This window comes from Nocardia sp. NPDC051981, assembly GCF_040680715.1.
Lineage (GTDB): Bacteria > Actinomycetota > Actinomycetes > Mycobacteriales > Mycobacteriaceae > Nocardia.
Genome location: NZ_JBFAXK010000008.1, coordinates 259,128 through 275,965 on the forward strand (window position 1 = coordinate 259,128; position 16,838 = coordinate 275,965).

At 66.7% G+C, this 16,838-nt stretch carries 17 protein-coding genes and 1 pseudogene; 9 read left to right on the plus strand and 9 right to left on the minus strand.

Annotation, left to right across the window (positions count from 1 at the left end):
- Window positions 1-29 precede the first annotated feature (29 nt).
- The 3 genes from AB0L60_RS17660 (at window position 30) to AB0L60_RS17670 (ending at window position 4,621) form a co-directional block, all read left to right on the plus strand.
- The gene (locus AB0L60_RS17660) at window positions 30-1,850 is read left to right on the plus strand and encodes a DUF3556 domain-containing protein (RefSeq protein ID WP_364614517.1); all 1,821 of its coding nucleotides are present in this window, start codon (window positions 30-32) and stop codon (window positions 1,848-1,850) included.
- Window positions 1,847-3,265 carry an NAD(P)/FAD-dependent oxidoreductase gene (locus tag AB0L60_RS17665; protein ID WP_364614520.1) on the plus strand — a complete coding sequence of 473 codons (1,419 nt, stop codon included), beginning with the start codon at window positions 1,847-1,849 and terminating at the stop codon, window positions 3,263-3,265. Before AB0L60_RS17660 ends, AB0L60_RS17665 begins: the two co-directional genes overlap by 4 nt.
- A gap of 162 nt (window positions 3,266-3,427) precedes the next feature.
- Window positions 3,428-4,621, plus strand: a complete 1,194-nt coding sequence (locus AB0L60_RS17670) for an MFS transporter (protein WP_364614523.1) — start codon at window positions 3,428-3,430, stop codon at window positions 4,619-4,621.
- Window positions 4,622-4,699: 78 nt separating this feature from the next.
- On the opposite strand, the gene AB0L60_RS17675 is transcribed toward AB0L60_RS17670, so the two are convergent.
- Complete coding sequence (locus AB0L60_RS17675; RefSeq protein ID WP_364614593.1) at window positions 4,700-4,822, minus strand: hypothetical protein; 123 nt, start codon at window positions 4,820-4,822, stop codon at window positions 4,700-4,702.
- 338 nt (window positions 4,823-5,160) lie between these two features.
- Between AB0L60_RS17675 and AB0L60_RS17680 the strand changes: the two genes are divergently transcribed.
- From AB0L60_RS17680 to AB0L60_RS17690, 3 genes are all read left to right on the plus strand, one after another.
- Window positions 5,161-5,295, plus strand: a complete 135-nt coding sequence (locus tag AB0L60_RS17680; protein ID WP_364614526.1) for a hypothetical protein — start codon at window positions 5,161-5,163, stop codon at window positions 5,293-5,295.
- A gap of 152 nt (window positions 5,296-5,447) precedes the next feature.
- Window positions 5,448-6,266, plus strand: a complete 819-nt coding sequence (locus AB0L60_RS17685; RefSeq protein WP_364614529.1) for an SDR family NAD(P)-dependent oxidoreductase — start codon at window positions 5,448-5,450, stop codon at window positions 6,264-6,266.
- A 661-nt stretch (window positions 6,267-6,927) separates the two neighbouring features.
- Window positions 6,928-8,832, plus strand: coding sequence for a potassium transporter Kup (locus AB0L60_RS17690; protein WP_364614596.1), 1,905 nt, complete (start codon window positions 6,928-6,930; stop codon window positions 8,830-8,832).
- Between the two features lie 116 nt (window positions 8,833-8,948).
- On the opposite strand, the pseudogene AB0L60_RS17695 reads toward AB0L60_RS17690, so the two are convergent.
- Both AB0L60_RS17695 and AB0L60_RS17700 read right to left on the minus strand, forming a co-directional pair.
- A pseudogene (locus AB0L60_RS17695) lies at window positions 8,949-9,407 on the minus strand (DUF2254 family protein); the annotation flags it as partial.
- Window positions 9,317-9,523 (minus strand): hypothetical protein, encoded by a 207-nt coding sequence (locus tag AB0L60_RS17700; RefSeq protein ID WP_364614599.1) that lies wholly within the window; start codon window positions 9,521-9,523, stop codon window positions 9,317-9,319. The gene AB0L60_RS17700 and the pseudogene AB0L60_RS17695, both read right to left, overlap by 91 nt.
- A gap of 241 nt (window positions 9,524-9,764) precedes the next feature.
- On the opposite strand from AB0L60_RS17700, the gene AB0L60_RS17705 reads away from it, so the two are divergent.
- A complete protein-coding gene (locus AB0L60_RS17705; protein WP_364614532.1) occupies window positions 9,765-9,995 on the plus strand; it encodes a hypothetical protein in 231 nt (76 codons plus the stop codon).
- Window positions 9,996-10,013: 18 nt separating this feature from the next.
- Here AB0L60_RS17705 and AB0L60_RS17710 read toward each other — a convergent pair whose 3' ends face one another.
- From AB0L60_RS17710 to AB0L60_RS17720, 3 genes are read right to left on the minus strand one after another with little or no spacing between them, the layout of a single operon-like run.
- The gene (locus AB0L60_RS17710; RefSeq protein WP_364614535.1) at window positions 10,014-10,589 is read right to left on the minus strand and encodes a dihydrofolate reductase family protein; all 576 of its coding nucleotides are present in this window, start codon (window positions 10,587-10,589) and stop codon (window positions 10,014-10,016) included.
- A 29-nt stretch (window positions 10,590-10,618) separates the two neighbouring features.
- Window positions 10,619-10,981 (minus strand): DUF1048 domain-containing protein, encoded by a 363-nt coding sequence (locus AB0L60_RS17715; protein ID WP_364614538.1) that lies wholly within the window; start codon window positions 10,979-10,981, stop codon window positions 10,619-10,621.
- A 2-nt stretch (window positions 10,982-10,983) separates the two neighbouring features.
- Entirely contained in the window at window positions 10,984-11,313 is a 330-nt protein-coding gene (locus AB0L60_RS17720) for a PadR family transcriptional regulator (RefSeq protein WP_354836178.1), read from the minus strand.
- Between the two features lie 334 nt (window positions 11,314-11,647).
- Between AB0L60_RS17720 and AB0L60_RS17725 the strand changes: the two genes are divergently transcribed.
- Window positions 11,648-11,869 (plus strand): hypothetical protein, encoded by a 222-nt coding sequence (locus tag AB0L60_RS17725; protein ID WP_364614542.1) that lies wholly within the window; start codon window positions 11,648-11,650, stop codon window positions 11,867-11,869.
- Window positions 11,870-11,964: 95 nt separating this feature from the next.
- On the opposite strand, the gene AB0L60_RS17730 is transcribed toward AB0L60_RS17725, so the two are convergent.
- The 3 genes from AB0L60_RS17730 to AB0L60_RS17740 all read right to left on the minus strand — a co-directional run bounded on the left by AB0L60_RS17730 (window position 11,965) and on the right by AB0L60_RS17740 (window position 14,839).
- The gene (locus AB0L60_RS17730; RefSeq protein WP_364614545.1) at window positions 11,965-12,816 is read right to left on the minus strand and encodes an LLM class flavin-dependent oxidoreductase; all 852 of its coding nucleotides are present in this window, start codon (window positions 12,814-12,816) and stop codon (window positions 11,965-11,967) included.
- 252 nt (window positions 12,817-13,068) lie between these two features.
- Window positions 13,069-14,133: a HAMP domain-containing sensor histidine kinase gene (locus AB0L60_RS17735; RefSeq protein ID WP_364614548.1), complete on the minus strand. Its 1,065-nt coding sequence runs from the start codon at window positions 14,131-14,133 to the stop codon at window positions 13,069-13,071.
- A gap of 10 nt (window positions 14,134-14,143) precedes the next feature.
- Window positions 14,144-14,839, minus strand: a complete 696-nt coding sequence (locus AB0L60_RS17740) for a response regulator transcription factor (protein WP_364614551.1) — start codon at window positions 14,837-14,839, stop codon at window positions 14,144-14,146.
- Window positions 14,840-15,157: 318 nt separating this feature from the next.
- Here AB0L60_RS17740 and AB0L60_RS17745 point away from each other — a divergent pair, with 318 nt between their 5' ends.
- Window positions 15,158-16,318 carry a DoxX family protein gene (locus tag AB0L60_RS17745; protein ID WP_364614554.1) on the plus strand — a complete coding sequence of 387 codons (1,161 nt, stop codon included), beginning with the start codon at window positions 15,158-15,160 and terminating at the stop codon, window positions 16,316-16,318.
- The last annotated feature ends 520 nt before the right edge of the window (window positions 16,319-16,838 follow it).

Below are 16,838 nucleotides of genomic sequence, written 5' to 3' on the forward strand. Positions count from 1 at the left end.
TCCCGTCACTTTCAGCAAGGAGCATCGTCATGGGATTCATCGAACCCGATCTGCCCGCCGTGGAGCCCGAACACTTCCTGCGGCTGCCGCTCATGGAGCGCATGCGGATCCTGGCCGTCAACTGGGCCGAACACGGCTTCGGCTCACCGCGCATGGTGCACACGATCTACATCCTGAAACTGATCGTGCTGTACGCCCTCGGCGGCATTGTCGTCGCCACCACCACCTCGCATCTGCCCGCGTTCTGGCACGTGGGCGAGTGGTGGAACCAGCCGATCGTCTACCAGAAGGTCATCCTGTGGACCGTCCTGCTGGAGAGCATCGGCATCGCCGGCTCGTGGGGTCCGTTGGCGGGCAAGGTGAAACCCATGACCGGCGGCATCCGGTTCTGGGCGCGGCCGCGCACCATCCGGCTGCGGCCGTGGACCTGGGTGCCGTTCACCGCGGGCGACCGGCGCGGCTGGTTCGACATCACGCTGTACATCGCGCTGCTGGTGAGCGTGGCGGTCGCGCTGTGCTCGCCTGGCGTGCACAGTGATTCGCTGTCGGCGGCGGTACCGGGCAACACCTCCGGCCTGGTGAATCCGGCGCTGCTCATCGCGCCGATCGTGCTGCTCATCCTGAACGGGTTGCGGGACAAGACCATTTTCCTGGCCGCCCGTGGCGAACAGTATCTGCCCGCCCTGTTCTTCTTCGCGGTGCTGCCCTTCGTCGACATGATCATCGCGCTGAAACTGCTCATCGTCGTCGTGTGGGTGGGCGCGGGTGTCTCCAAGTTCGGCAAGCACTTCTCGCAGGTAGTGCCGCCCATGGTGAGCAACAGCCCATCGGTACCGTTCACCTGGTTCAAACGCGCGCACTACCGGGACTTCCCGCGCGATCTGCGCCCGTCCCGCATCGCCGATGTGATGGCGCACGTCGGCGGCACCACGGTCGAGATGATCACGCCGCTGGTGCTGCTGTTCTCCACCAACCGCTGGCTCACCCTGGCGGCCGTCGCGGTGATGGTGATCTTCCACCTGTTTATCGTGTCGACCTTCCCGCTGGCGGTGCCGCTGGAATGGAACGTGCTCTTCGCCTACGCGACGGTGTTCCTCTTCCTGGGCTTCCCGAACTGGCACGGCTACGGCGTCTTCGACCTCTCCTCGCCGTGGCTCGTACTCGGGTTGATCGCCGGACTGCTGGTCTTCCCGATCCTCGGCAATTTCCGGCCCGACAAGGTGTCGTTCCTGCCGTCCATGCGGCAGTACGCCGGCAACTGGGCCTCGGCGGTGTGGGCCTTCGCCCCCGGCGCGGAGGGCAAACTGGATAGGGTGACGCGTTCCGCCAAGAACCAAGTCGACCAGTTCGTCGAATTCGGCTACGAGCCGGCGTGGGCCGAGGTGACCATGCATCAGGTCGTCGCCTGGCGCACCATGCACAGCCAGGGCCGCGGCCTGTTCTCGGTGCTGCTGACGAACCTGCCCGACATCGATGCCCGCACCGTGCGCGAGGGCGAATTCCTCTGCAACTCGGTGATCGGCTTCAACTTCGGCGACGGGCACCTGCACAATGCGGACTTCATCGCCGCCGTACAGCGCGAAGCCCGCTTCGAACCGGGCGAGGCGGTTGTCGTCTGGGTGGAATCGCAGGCGTGGGGCAGCAAGGTGCAGCACTACCAGGTCATCGACGCCGCACTCGGGGTGATCGAGCGGGGCACCTGGAAGGTCGCCGACGCCGTGGCGGAGCAGCCGTGGCTGCCCAACGGCCCGATCCCGCTGGCGGTCACCTGGACCCGGCCGCAGCGAGAAGTGCTCGGCCCGGCGGAGATTCGCGACCAGCAGCAGCACGGTCACGGAGCGCTGGCATGACCACCGCGACCGTCGTCGGCGGCGGGCCCAATGGACTCGCCGCCGCCGTGGCCCTCGCCCGGGCGGGCGTGCGGGTCACCGTCCTGGAGGCCGACCCGGAGATCGGGGGCGGCACCCGCACCGTCGAGGCCATCGTTCCCGGACTGCTGCACGACCACTGCTCGGCGGTCCACCCGATGGCCGCGGGCTCGCCGTTCCTGCGTGACCTCGGACTCGATCGATACGGATTGTCCTGGCGCACATCGGAGATCGACTGCGTGCACCCGCTCGCCGACGGCCGGGCCGGCGTCCTGCACCGGTCGGTCGAGCGCACCGCCGCCGGCCTCGGCCGCGACGGGCAGCGCTGGACGTCGTTGTTCGGCGCGCCCTCCGCCCGCTACGACGCCCTGGCCGAGGACATCCTGCAACCCCTGCTGCGGGTGCCCCGGCACCCGCTGACCCTGGCCCGCTTCGGCGCACCGACCCCGCTGCCCGCCTCGACGCTGGCCCGGATCTTCCGGACCGAGGAGGCGCGGGCGCTGTTCGGAGGTGTTGCGGCGCATGCCTTCCGGCCGTTGCACCTGCCGATGACCTCGGCCATCGGCCTGGGCATCCTCACCGCCGGACATCGCTACGGGTGGCCCGTGGCGGCCGGTGGCTCGCAGGCCATCGCCGACGCGCTGGCGGCTCTGCTCGCCGACCTCGGCGGCAAGATCGAGACCGGCGTCCGGATCGACACGGCCGCGCAACTGCCGCAGGCCGACCTCACCATGTTCGATCTGGCCCCGGAATCGGTGGCCGAGATCCTCGGCGACCGGCTGCCGTCGCGAATCTCCCACGCGTACCGGCGATTCCGGCGCGGACCGGGTGCGTTCAAGGTCGACTTCGCGGTCGCGGAGGGTGTGCCCTGGACCAACCCGGATGCCCGCCGCGCCGGGACTGTCCATCTGGGCGGTCCGTTCGCCGAGGTCGCCGCCGCGGAGCGCGACATCCATGCCGGTCGGCTGCCCGAGCGGCCGTACGTCCTGGTCAGCCAGCAATATCTGGCCGACCCGCAACGCTCGGTGGGTGATGTCCACCCGGTGTGGGCCTACGCCCATGTCCCGCACGGCTATACCGGCGATGCCACCGAGGCGATCATCGGGCGCATCGAGCAGTTCGCTCCCGGCTTCCGTGACCGCGTCATCGGCTACACCGTCAGCCCGACCGCCGAATTCGCCGCCCACAACCCGAATTTCACGGGCGGCGACATCATGACCGGCTCCAAGGACATCCGTCAGCTCGTCTTCGGCCCACGAATCACCTTGTCCCCGTATGCGATCGGGATTCCCGGCATGTACATCTGCTCCGCCGCGACCCCGCCCGGCCCGGGTGCCCACGGCATGTGCGGCGCCAATGCCGCGGAGGCCGCCCTGGCTCATCTCGGATCCGTGTGAGGGCGGCGACTGCGCCGACTACCGGGAGTTCCGCGTCGAACCGTCGATGCGGGCGATGACCGCGTCGAGCGCCAGCTCGACCGCCCGCACGCCGCTGCCGGCCTGACGGTGATGTCTGATTCTCGCCAGCCGCATGGGTGAGGTGTTCGTAGCGTCGAGAACATGGAAACGGAACTGATTGCCGTTGAACGGGTTACGGGCCTGCGAACGCCGGTGGTGTGGTTCATGGCCGTCGCGGCCGCGCTGGGGACTGCCAGTATCTATCCACTGCAGCCGGCCATCGCGGCGGTGGCCGGGTCGCTCGGGGCATCGCTCGCCGAGGTCGGGGGAGCGCTGGCGTGCGGGCCGGTGGGGTACATGGCGGGGCTCGCGCTACTGGTGCCGCTGGCGGATCGGTTGGCGCCGCGGACGGTGGTGGCGGTGCAGTTCTGGGCGCTGGGGGTGGCGCTGGCCGGGGCGGCGGCGGTCGGGTCGCCGTGGCTGCTCGGCCTCGCCATCGGCGTGATCGGGGCCGGCTCCTCGGTCGGGGCCCAATTGAGTTCGGTGGCGGGCCGACTCGCGGAACCGGCGCGGCGGGCGACCGTGCTGGGCGTGGTCACGGCGGGGATCTCGGCGGGAATTCTGTTGGGGCGCATCGTGGGCGGGTGGCTGGCCGATGCCATCGGGTGGCGCGGCATGCTGCTTCTGCTGGCGGCGGCCTGCGCAGTGGTGGCGGTCGCGGCGCGCGCGGTGCTGCCCGCCGAAACCGGGAAGGCAGGCACCAGCTACCTGGGGCTGCTGCGCGGACTGCCGGGACTGTACGCGCGGTTCCCGGTCTTGCGGCTGGCGGCCGTGCGAGGTGCGTTGTGGTTCTTCGCATTCTGCGCGGTGTGGGCCGGACTGGCGGTGGCCCTGTCGGAACCGCCGTTCTCGTATTCCGCCGAGCGCATCGGGCTTTACGCCTGCGCCGGACTGCTCGGCATCGTGGCGACACGGGTCGCCGGGGCCTGGACCGATCGGGTCGGGGCGCGCCGGGTGATCCTGGCCGGGCTCGGGCTCGCGGCCGCCGCGACCGTGATTCTCGCGACGAGCCTGTCGAATACCGTTGTCACGTTGGCGTGTCTGGGCCTGTTCGATGCCGGATTGTTCGCCGCGCAGGTCGCCAATCAGAGCACCGTGCTCGCCATCGATTCGGCCGCGACAGCTCGTTTCAACAGCGCGTACATGCTGGTGTACTTCGTCGGTGGCAGTGCGGGTACCGCATTCGGCGCGGCCGCGGTGAGCTGGTTCGGCTGGGCGGCAACGGCTCTCATCGCCGCAGTCGCGATCATGGTCGCGGCCGCGATCACCGTGTCGGTGCGCGCGGCCCGCGCCTGACGCTCCCTTCGGCGCGGGTCAGGTGGCAGGCGTCGTCGGTGCAGGAGCGTCGCAGACGCCCTCGTGAGATCGTCTGGATCAGGCCGATCGCCCAGCACATGGGACAGCCGCGCAGGATTCGTTGCGCACGATCCGAAACATCCAGGAGGCCAGCGCACCCGTGGCCCGCAGAGTTCCGATCTTGCGATACAGCACGATCATCGCCTCCTGCGCCGCATCCTCGGCGGGATTCACCAACCACCCACCCGATCCGCCCCGTCGCGGTGGTTCCGGGGTATGAGGTCGGTGGAAGGTAGCGACCAATTCCTCGGATCCGTCGCGACGGATCAACCGCGCAGATAGCGACGAATCGACCAGTGATTGCCCGACCAATCAACGCATGACCCAGCGGCACCGCACGGCTCGTGGGTGGGCGCGAGCGGGCAGGCCTGATCTGCCATGCCGGGCTACCGGCCTTCAGCGTCGGGGCATGTCAAAGATTCGTCAAACCGGGCGGGGACGTATTGCCCGGGGTTGCTCGATGGGGTGATATCCCAGGTGTGACTGCAATCGTCGGCCCTCGTCGCGCCCTGCGCGTCGCTGTCGACGTTGCCCGGTATCGAGTCGAGCACATGCCGTCCGCTCTGGAGCTCTTCGGCTTCCAGAGTGAGGACGAGCCGCCGAGTCCGGCCTAGCCGGTTCGTCATATCCGTTGCCGCGCAGCGTATCTGCGTCGCGGATTCGCCAGTGTCAGTGCGACGTTCCACACCTTCCCGCGAGTGTCATCGCGAACCTCTCGTGTGCTTTCGCGCCTCGGCGCGGGCCACCCCTCATTGATCGGAGAGCTATGTCCGCATTCCTGTCCAGTGCCCGCACCGTCCTCGTGACCGGGGCCGATACGCGCCTCGGTTTCGCGACGGCGCAGCGGGTGATCGCCGACGGCGATACCGTCATCGCGCACATTCTGGACAAGAACCACGCCGACGAGACGATGCAGCGCCTGCAGGCCACGGCCGAGCCTGGCCAGGTGCGCATGGTGCAGGCCGATTTCACCCGCCTGGCCGAGGTCGACGAGCTCGCCCGCACCCTGGCTGCGGAGTTCACTCGCCTGGACGCGCTGATCAATGTCGCGTCCATCGCGGCTCCCGATGCGCGCACGCACACCGAGGACGGGCACGAAATGACGTTCCAGGTCAACTATCTCGCGCCGCACCGCCTGACCATGGCGCTGATTCCCGCGGTCGAAGCGGCCCGGGGCCGGGTCGTCGCTGTCACGTCGAGGCTGCACGCCGCCGGCAACATCGACTACTCGGATCTGGACCGCAATCGCGGCATCTACACCCCATTCGCGATCTACGCGCAGTCCAAGCTGGCGCTGACGATGTTCAGCCGCTCCCTGGCCGAAACCGGGCCGGACGGACTGACCTCGGTCAGCGTGCATCCGGCCGACTTCGAGATCGATCTGCCGCGCCTGCGCAGCCACCGCACCGCGTCGCTCGACAGCGCCGCAGCCGTACTGGTCCAGCTGGCCACACCCAGCACGCCGGTCATGAACGGCGGCTACTACGAGGGCACGGCGCCTATGAAAGCTGCTGCGCTGGTGCGCAATTCGCGTGCCCGCACCCGGCTCGCCACGTGGAGTAGCCAACTCGCCCACACTGCCTGACCCAGCCGGGGATCCTCCGGGAGGAATACATGTCCAAACGAGCCAGTAAGAAGCGCGCCCGCGGCAAGAAGAAGGCGAACCACGGCCACAAGCCCGGCCAGGGCTGACCGACCTCCGGCGCAGCCGTCACCGGCATGTCTGGTCGCGCCGAGGACAGGAGCCGCCGCGCACCCGAAAGGGTCGCGGCGGCTTCGTCATCAGGTCGTATAGATCCTGCAAAGAAGCTGGTCGGCAGCGCTCAGGGTCCGTCAAGGGCGCTGTTGCCGCGGCTCGGCCGCGCCTATCTTCCATCTCCTGTCCGGAGTTTTCTTCCGGGCAGCAAGGAGAGGGTTCGAATGGCCGGTGATCACGATGACTCGGTGCTGCTGGACGAGCTGGCAACCCACGGCGTAGTGCTGAGCTTGCGCCACCGCAGGGCGGGAGGGCTTGCCGCGACGTCTCGAGCCTGACATCGCGTTGGCCGAGACCCGTTTCGGCCGTTGCAGTGGTGACCGCCGCGCTGGAATGAGGGCGTGTCGGACGTCGTGCCTGCGAGCCGGTAACGTCCGGCACGATTCGCGGGCATCCGCACGGCCGCCCGCTCGGAGGAGGTACCACTGTGACCGAGCAGCGACCTACGGGGGCAACGGGTGACACCCCCGCCCTACAGTCGACACCGGGCATATCCGCCGCGCACGACACGGCCCGGCTGGCGGTCATCGTCGGTGCGCTCGGTGTGGTGTTCGGCGATATCGGCACCAGCCCGATCTACACCCTGCAAACGGTGTTCGATCCCGGTGACCCGCATCCGGTTCCGGTGAGCCGCGACAACGTGTTCGGTGTCGCGTCGCTGGTGTTCTGGTCGGTCATGATCATCGTCACCGTCACCTACGTCCTGCTGGCGATGCGCGCCGACAACGAGGGCGAGGGCGGCATCATGGCGCTCATCACGCTGCTGCGGCGCTGGGTCGCGCCGGGCGGGCGGCGCACCGCGCTCGCGCTGTCGGCGCTCGGAATCTTCGGTGCGTCACTGTTCTTCGGCGACAGCATGATCACCCCGGCGATCTCGGTGTTGTCGGCCGTCGAGGGTCTGAAGGTGGTACAGCCCTCGCTCGCGGAGCTGGTCGTGCCGATCACGGCGGTGATCATCATCGGCCTGTTCCTCGTACAGCGGCGTGGCACCGCGGCGGTGGGCCGCATGTTCGGGCCCGTGATGATCGTGTGGTTCGTGACCATCGGCGCACTGGGCGTCACCGGCATCGCCGCGCATCCGGAAATCCTGAAGGCGCTCTCACCCACCTATGCGCTCGGATTCCTGTTCGGCCACTTCGGAATCGCGTTCTTCGCACTCGCCGCGGTCGTGCTCGCGGTCACCGGCGCCGAGGCGCTCTACGCCGACATGGGCCATTTCGGCCGGCGCGCCATCACCCGCGGCTGGCTGTTCCTCGTCTTCCCGGCCTGCGCGCTCAGCTACCTGGGGCAGGGGGCGCTGATCCTCGACGACCCCGCCAACGCCAGCGCCCCGTTCTTCCTGCTCGTCCCCGGCTGGGGACGACTGCCGATGGTCATCCTGGCCACCGCGGCCACTGTCATCGCCTCGCAGGCGGTGATCACCGGCGCGTATTCCGTTGCCGCCCAGGCCGCCCAGCTCGGCTACCTACCACGGCTGCGGATCGCGCACACCTCCGAATCGACCATCGGGCAGATCTACGTGCCGTGGATCAACTGGCTGCTGATGGTGTCGGTCCTGACGCTGGTGTTCGCCTTCCGCAGCTCGGCCGCATTGGCCTTCGCCTTCGGTATGGCGGTGACCGGCACCATCACCATCACCACCCTGCTGTTCTTCTATGTCGCACGGGCACGTTGGCATACACCGATGTGGCTCATCGCCCTCGGTGCGATCCCGCTGTTGATCGTCGACCTGCTGTTCGTCGCGGCGAACCTCACCAAGCTCGTGCACGGAGCCTGGCTGCCGCTGCTGATCGGCATCACCGCGTTCACCATCATGACCACCTGGCAGCGCGGCCGCGAAATCGTCACCGCCGACCGTGAACAGCGCGAAGGGGCGCTGCGAGTGTTCATCGACCAGTTGCAGGACGGCGTGCCGGCAACTGTCACCGTCCCCGGCACCGCGGTATTCCTCAACCGCGGCAAGGAAACCGCCCCATTGGCCATGCGCGCCAATGTCGAGCACAACCATGTACGGCACCAGCAGGTCGTATTCCTGTCGATCAAAACCGAACCGGTCCCGCGGGTTCCGGTCGATCAACGCATCGCCATCGACCACCTGGACTACCGCGAAGACGGCATCATCCACGTGACCGCCCGCTACGGCTACATGGAAACCCCCGACGTCCCATCCGCACTCGCATTGCTCGACCCCGCCGAAACCGAAGGCCCGCTGGACTTGGCCCAGGCTTCGTATTTCCTGTCCACCATCGAACTCCGCCCCGGCCCGGAACCCACCATGGCCCGTTGGCGCAAACGCCTGTTCATCGCCACCAGCCACATCACCGCCGACGCCGCCGAATACTTCGGCCTTCCCCGGGACCGCACGGTCATCATGGGCTCGCAGATCGAGGTGTAGGCCGGGTCCGACGTCCGCTGGGGCCTGCCTGGACCCCAGGATGTCCGGAGTTTCGTCGAGATGTGCGGAACGAAATCCGCGCCGACCGGCACCAGTGCGGCGATCGCATAGACGAAGCTCGCCACGAAGGTCCCCAGCGTGAACTGGGTGCCGCGATCGCGCATGAAGTTCCGCAGCATGCGCGGACCGAACTGGGTCGAGGCCAGCGTCAGTGCCACGATCGTGATCGAGAAGACCATGCCGACGACGGTGATGATCGCGGCCGCGATCGCGGTCAGCACCTGCCGGGCGGCATCGGGCGTACCGCCGATGATCCACGACGGCACCGCCAGCGCGCCCCGATACACCGCTCGATCGAGGGCATAGGTGAGGACGAAAAGCCCCACCGCCGCCAGCACTTCGAGCGTTGGCACGAACCACAGGTTCGTCCGCAACAGCTCCCGCCGACGATCGAACTCGAGATAGGAGCCGGGGCCGGCGTATCTCACGCGGCGGGCCGCCCCGACCAATCCTCGTGCCGCCCTCGGCGTTCGATCACATCGATCAGGGTGTCGATGGCGGCGAGGGAGGACCACTCATCGCGAGCGGCGAGACCGGGGTGCTGGTCGGAGCGCGCGATGTACACCTCCTCCGCCGGCGACCACTGCACATGGAACGACGACAGGCAGACTTCCCTGCCGATGATGCCCATAACCTGCCTCCAGCTTCGACATGGCCTGAGCTCCCATTGCATATCCACCCGGAAGACTCCCCGGAGTTCTTGACGCTTCCATCCCCGACCCGCGCACAAAATTGTCGATTTCTTAGCGGCGGCAGAGCATTCGGTACGAATCCCGGTACCGTCGACCGCTTGCAGGCGTACCGTCATTGCTGGGTGTGCCGGGAAGCCTGGTCGGCAAGTACGCGTTTCGTCGTCCAACCAGGAGTTCTCGGTGAACGGGAAGATGCTCGATTTCGTTCTGATCGCTGTCGTGGCGGTGGTTTTCCTCGCATATGCGATCTTCGCCCCAGGTTTGGGTACTGCGGTGGTGGCGTGGCTGGGTCTGACCGGACTGGGTTACTACAACTCGTTCGTTCGCCATGACCCCGCACTCGTGGACCGCGTCGGCGGTGGGGCCCGTCCGGTCGACCATTCGACCACGCTGCGTTCCGCGTGGCGTTGATCAGTCAGGTCGCGCTGGTCATCCCGGTGAATTCGATGTCTCGAGCCGTTCGTGGCGCAGCAGAACGACTTGTTTGTCCAGCACCCGCGATTCGCTCAATCGCAGGGCCGCACCGACATTCACATCGGTGAAAGCGGGCTTGCCGCCGCCGAACAGGACCGGGTGCACGAAAATGTGGTACTCGTCGATCAATCCGTCGCGAGTCAACGATGACGCGAGTTCGGATCCACCACACAGGAGGAAGTTCCCCTGCTCACGCGCCGCCGCATCGGCCAGGGACCCGAAGTCGGAGAACACACGAGTATTCCATCGCGCACTGTCGAGCGTGCGTGACACGACGGCTTTCGGCTTGGCCAGCCAGACTGGCGCGAAGTCGGCGTCGCCGGGATGGAAGGCACATTGCTCGGCGCGGGGCCAGTACTCGGACATGAAGTCCCAGGTGACCCGCCCGTAGAGGAAGGTCCCCGCCGTGTCGGCGAGTTCGCGCCAATACGTGTCGACGTCGGAATCCATGGTGGGCCAGTAGAATTCACCATTCGGCCCTTCGATGTAGCCGTCCAGGGACTGGTGGACGACATGAACGATCTTCCCCATCGGGGTGCTCTCCCTTCAGGCTGCGATGGTCAGCTGCCGGTGTCGTCGCCCATGGCACGCTCGATGGCGTCGACCAGCCGCTTCCGTTCGCGGTTGACCCAGGCGTCCTCCTGGTAGTTCCGGGCGAACGTCTCGATGAATTCCACCGGGTCGTCGCCGACGACCTCCCGAATCGGCGTGCGATCCGCCGCACTCTGCTCGAAAAGATCGGCGAGGTCCTCGAACATGGCGACACTGCCGCCCGGCCCGTACACCATCAGGTACCGCTCGAACGCGTCGATCGCAGTGCGGTAGTTCGCCGGCAGTCGTCGTGCGCGCTCCTTGTACTGCCGCCACCGTCGCTTGTCGCCGAGGTCGCCGATCACCTTTGCGGTGAGTTTCGAGATATCCATGACTATTTGCCGCCTTCGTGAAGTTGTTCGAGCCGTTCGGAAAGGAAGTTCCAGCTCCTGCGGAACTCGTCGAGATAGTCCCGCCCCTGCGCATTGAGGGTGAACACCTTGCGCGGTGGCCCCTTCTCCGAGGCGACCTTCTCGACGTCGACCAGGCCCTTCTTCTCGATCCTGATCAGCAGGGCGTAGATGGTGCCCTCGGCGATATCGGAGAACCCCTGCTCCCGCAGCCACGCCGTGATCTCGTACCCGTACGCCGACCGCACGGACAGGATCGCCAGCACAATGCCTTCCAACGTGCCCTTGAGCAGCTCTGTCATCTGCTTGCCCACGGATCACCTCCTCGTACTACTCTGTGTCGATGAGTACTAGTAGATAGTAACACTGAGTAGTGAAACCGCAAGCAGTCCTCACCGAATGCCTGTAAGCCCATGGACTACTGCAAATTCCATTCCGGCCAGTCGGTCGCCGACCCGCCGCCGGCCGTTCAGTACTCGACGACCGGCCCTGGGCAAGGGGTATGAAACGCAAGAATCCCCAGGTCATCGACCTGGGGATTCTTGGTGGTGATGGCGGTGGCGTGGGCGATGAGATTTCCTCTGCATCGTTCTGCCGAGTTCATCGTGTCGGTGGGTGCGAGCGCCCACCGACGGTGGTGGCGTCCCGATGGACTTCACCTTCGACGACTCGCGGATGGAGGCGCTGGACATCTTGGTGGTTCCTGCGCTCGGAGCCGACAGCCGCGCCCGGGTGATCGATGCGCTCATGCGCCCCGATATCGCGAATTGGCATGCGCGACTGCGTGACTGGGCCGAGCAGGGTCGTCTGCTCGCGGCCGCGTGCACGGGCACATTACTGCTCGCGGAGTCAGCGATTCTGAAAGATTGAAAACGACGACCGCCCGCGGCCTCTGCCTCGGTCACGAGCGGTCGTTCGGGAGTGGAGCTGATGCGAACCTACTCGAATCGGCGCACCCTGGATGGTCAGGCGCACAGGGCGCGGGTGGAAGGAACGACGTCACCGATCCAGCGGTGGAGCTGGGTATCGTCGGCGGACTCCGGCCAGTACACGAAGGTGTCGAAGCCGGTTTCCGTGGCGAGATCGGCCAGAACGCGGGCCCAGCCCGCAGCGTCGGTGCGAATCGGTTCCTCGCCGCGGAGCGTGACCGGCCCCGGCGTGTCGGTGATCGTTCCGACGAGCTGTGCCATCCGGGTGATGTCGCCCGGTTTACGTCCCGCGTCGATGGCGGCGGCAGAGATGATGTCCTGTGTCGCTTGCCATTTCTCGTACGGGAGGTAGTGCGGGATGGGCGCCGCCCAGCCGTCGGCGATGCGCCCGGTGAGCGCGTTGGCCTTGGGGCCGACGCTGCCGAACCAGATCCCGACCGGATGCGCGGGCGCGGGTCCGGACTGCACGCCCTTCACGGCGTAGTGCGTGCCTTCGACTTTCGCCTTCGTTCCCGGTTGCCACATGGCCCGAATGATCGCGGTGGCCTCCTCGAGCGCCTGCAGCGCTTCGGGATTCGACCGCATCGGGCCGCCCATGGCGCCGATCGCCGGCCAGAAGGCGCCCGCGCCCAAGGCGAGTTCGAATCGGCCGCCGCTGAGGAGATCCAAGGTCGCAGCCTGCTTCCCGAGCATGGCGGGCCCGCGCAGCGGCAGGCTCGCCACATCCGGAAACACCCGCAGCCGTTCGGTTTCCGCCAACACGGTGGCGATTACCGCGAAGGTGTCGGCCAGCCCGCCGGAGTACGGGTGGTCCTGAATGCCGAGCAGATCCAGTCCTTCCCGGTCCGCCACCCTGGCCATCGCGCGCAGCTGAGGCAGCTCGGTCACCGTCGGCGCCAACTGAATACCGAATCGTAGGTCCACCCCGCGATCATGCCAGCCGTGTCAGTGCACGGTGACCCTCGTAGTGCGTGGACGTGTCGTTCGATCTGGTCGCGGATGAGCGGCGCTGAGTGCAAAGGAGGCCGCTCTCGTTGGAAGCGGCCTCCTCGATGTGGACCTGACGGACCAGCATGTGCACCGCCAACCCGCTGTGCCAGTCGCGACCCCGGACACGGATCGGATTCGAAACGCCGACAATCAGTTACACCAGCGTCCCAAGGGCAGCCGCACTGTGACGTGGAGTCCGCCGCCTGGGCGCGGGACGATGACGAGGGTTCCGTTGTGCGCGCGGGTGATGCTCTTGACGAGCGCGAGACCCAAGCCGACGCCGACGTGGTCGGTGGATATGCGTTCGGTGCCGCGCTGGAACGGTTCGGTGAGTGTCGAGATCGCCTGTGGCGCGAGTATGTCGCCGGTGTTCTCGACGGTGAGTACGACGCAGTCGGGGTGGACGGCGGTGTCGACCTGCACGGCGCCGTGCTCGGGGAGGTTGTGGACGATTGCGTTGTGCACGAGGTTCGTGGTCATCTGCAGCAGGAGCGCGGGCGAGCCGATGGTGGGGGTGATCTCCCCGGATGTCTGGATGGTGACGTCGTTCTTTTCTGCCAGTGGGAGCAGCGTTTCGGCGGCTTCCTCGGCCAGGAGGGACAAGTCGACGTGTTCTCGGGTGAAAGATCGCTGGTCGGCACGGCTGAGCAGGAGCAGTGCTTCGGTCAGGGCGATCGCTCGCGAATTGACGGTGCGCAGGCGCTCATCGAGCTCACCGGTGTCCCGGTTCGGATCGGCGCGGGCGACGTCGAGGAGGGTCTGTGTGATCGCCAGTGGGGTACGCAGTTCGTGGGAGGCGTTGGCGGCGAACCGCTGTTGCTCGGCGACGTGCCTTTCGAGCTGGGCGAGCATGGCGTCGAAACTGTCGGCGAGTTCGCGGAACTCGTCTCGCGGGCCCGGCAATTCGATCCGGTGGGAGAGCGACCCCCTCGCAGCCATGCGGGTGGCGGCGGTGATGCTGGTCAGCGGTGCGAGGATGCGGCCGGCGAGAAGCCATCCTCCCAGAAGACCGAACAGCAACAGAAAGACCAGCACCGCGCCCGCGGCCTGCGCGAAGTGCCGTGCGAGCCCCAAGCGGGTCAGCACACCCCCGGGGAAGGCGGTCACGTCCGGCACCTCGTCCAGCAGGTACAGCCACACGGCAGCCAGCAGCACGGCTCCGGCCAGCATGAGGAAGCCGGTGTAGCTGAGAGTGAGTTTGAGGCGAACGCTCACACCGGGTGCCCTATCCACCAGTGCCGCCCGCCGCGCCGACGTCCGGTCCCACATCGATGCGGTAACCGGCGCCTGCAACCGTGGCGATCAGCCATGGCTCACCGAGCCGTTTGCGCAGGGCCGACACGGTGATGCGCACGGCATTGGTGAAGGGGTCCGCGTTCTCATCCCACGCGCGCTGCAAGAGCTGTTCGGCGCTGACGACGCCGCCTCCGGCAGCGACAAGAACATCGAGCACAGCGAACTGTTTCCGGGTGAGCGCGACGTAGCGGCCGTCGCGGTAGACCTCACGGCGGAACGGGTCCAGACGCAGGCCGGCGATCTCTGTTACGGGTGGTCTGGTGTGCGCGCGCCTGCGGTCGAGCGCTCTGAGCCTGAGTACGAGCTCTCGCAGTTCGAACGGCTTGGTGAGGTAGTCGTCGGCGCCGAGCTCGAACCCGGAGGCCTTGTCGTCGAGTCGGTCGGCCGCGGTGAGCATCAGGATCGGCATGCCGCTGCCCGAAGCGACGATCCCTTCGGCGATCTCGTCACCCGAGGGCCCGGGAATGTCGCGGTCGAGGACGGCGATGTCGTACTCGTTGACGCGCAACAGTTCCATGGCGGTGTCGCCGTCACCGGCGAGGTCCGCCGCGATCGCCTCCAGGCGCAGCCCATCGCGGATGGCCTCTGCCAGATAGGGCTCGTCCTCGACAACCAACACACGCATGCGCCCAAGGCTACGATCCGGCGCATATCGCCGGCGTATCGAAAACCTCATACGGCCCGGCAACACCACCTTGTCCAGGCTGGCGTCATGAGCCAGACAACGGCAACACGAACGAGGTCCGACAGCGCTGACGACGTGGGGACGGAGCCGGATCGACCCGAGCCTGCGAGGTGGAAACCGCTCACCCGCATCGCATTCCGGTTCTGCCTGCTGTATTTCGGCGCGGTCTGCTTATTCATTCCGCCGATCGTCTTCGTGCTGACCGGATGGTTCGGCTTCTGGCTGGGTCACGGTGCGGCGTATTGGCCTGTCCGGACAGTGCAGCCCGCCCTGAATTGGGTGGGCCGGCGCCTGTTCGGTGTCCCCGCGCAGCTGTATCCGAGCGGTGTCGGTGACCAGACAATCTTCTGGGTGCTGTTGTTCTGCGTGCTGGTCGTGGCGGTGGCCGGGACAGCGGTATGGTCGCTGCTGGACCGGCGACGCGCGCACTATCGCACGCTCGCGGGCTGGTATCTCCTCGTCATCCGCCTGTCGCTGGCCGGCCAGATGCTGAGCTACGGCTGCGCCAAGGCGGTGGCGGTGCAGATGCCGCAGCCATCGCTGACTGCGCTATTGACCAAGTACGGCGACTTCACTCCGATGGCCGTGCTGTGGTCGCAGGTAGGTGTGTCGAGACCGTACGAAATGGCGCTCGGCGCTGCGGAAATCACGGCCGCGATTCTGCTGTTCATTCCGCGGACCGCGCTGCTCGGCGCGTTGCTGGCCATGATCGACACGCTGCAGATCCTCGTGCTGAACATGACCTTCGATGTGCCGGAGAAGATCTTGTCCGCACATCTGCTGCTGATGTCGTTGCTGCTGCTGGCGCCCGAGGCGCGGCGGTTGATACGAGTATTGCTGCTAAACCGCGGCACAGGTCCTTCCGCCGTGCCGTATCCGTTCCGCACCATGAGATGGCGCCGTGTCGCGGCGCTGACGCAGGTCGCGTTCGGCATTTGGATCGCGGCGGCGCAGGTGCATGGCGGCTTGCACGCCTGGCGCACAGTTGGGCCCGATCGGCCCAAGCCTCCGCTGTACGGCATCTGGTCGGTATCGCAATACATCCGCGACGGCCAACCGGTGCCGCCGTTGACCACCGACGAAACCCGCTGGAAAACGGTGGTCTTCGACTATCCGAACATGATCACCTACCAGCGAATGGACGACACCCTGGTAACCGTCCCCGCAGACGTAGACGCCGCCGACCATCGAATCCGTTTGATCGGCGACAGGCCACAACCCGGATCAACGACCCACCCCTTCCACCCTCGAAATACGCAGGCCACCCTCACCTTCCAGCAGCCCAACCCCGACAACGCAGTGCTGACTGGCGAACTGGACGGCCACCAAGTAACACTCACACTCGACCGCGTAGACCCGAACCGGTTCCCACAGCGAAACACACCGTTTCACTGGATACAGAACACTCCGAATCTCTAACCCGCCGACGCCGCCGACTCACTGCTCCCGACTCACCCGAATCGCCGAATTCGTCATCCGGTCTGCTCAATAACAAAGCCACAGGCCAGTGGCCTACGGCTTTCTTATTGAGTGGAGCTAAAGGGAATCGAACCCCTGACCTTCTCGATGCGAACGATGATCTTGTCTGTTTTGCCCGGTTTGGGTGGTGTTGGCTGTGCTGGCACCATAGCTCTGGCCAGGCATTCGGACGTTGGTGGCATCGGGTCGGATTGGCGGTCAGCGAAGCTACTGCGGACGTCCTGCGGACGAACTCTCTCGATCCTTCATTTCAATTGCCCTGTGGTGCATCCTTCTTCGGCGCCAGAAGAACCGGACGGGCCACGGTTGCGGGGCCGGCGTCGCCCCGCGCTGGCCGGTTCGGTCAGCGCGGTATGCGGCATTATCGGATGTCCCGAGCTGCGGCGCGTCCGTATTGTTCAGGCGCGTGCCCAGCGGCTATCGCAGGACGTGTCCCACGGGGTTTCACTCGTCGTCGGGA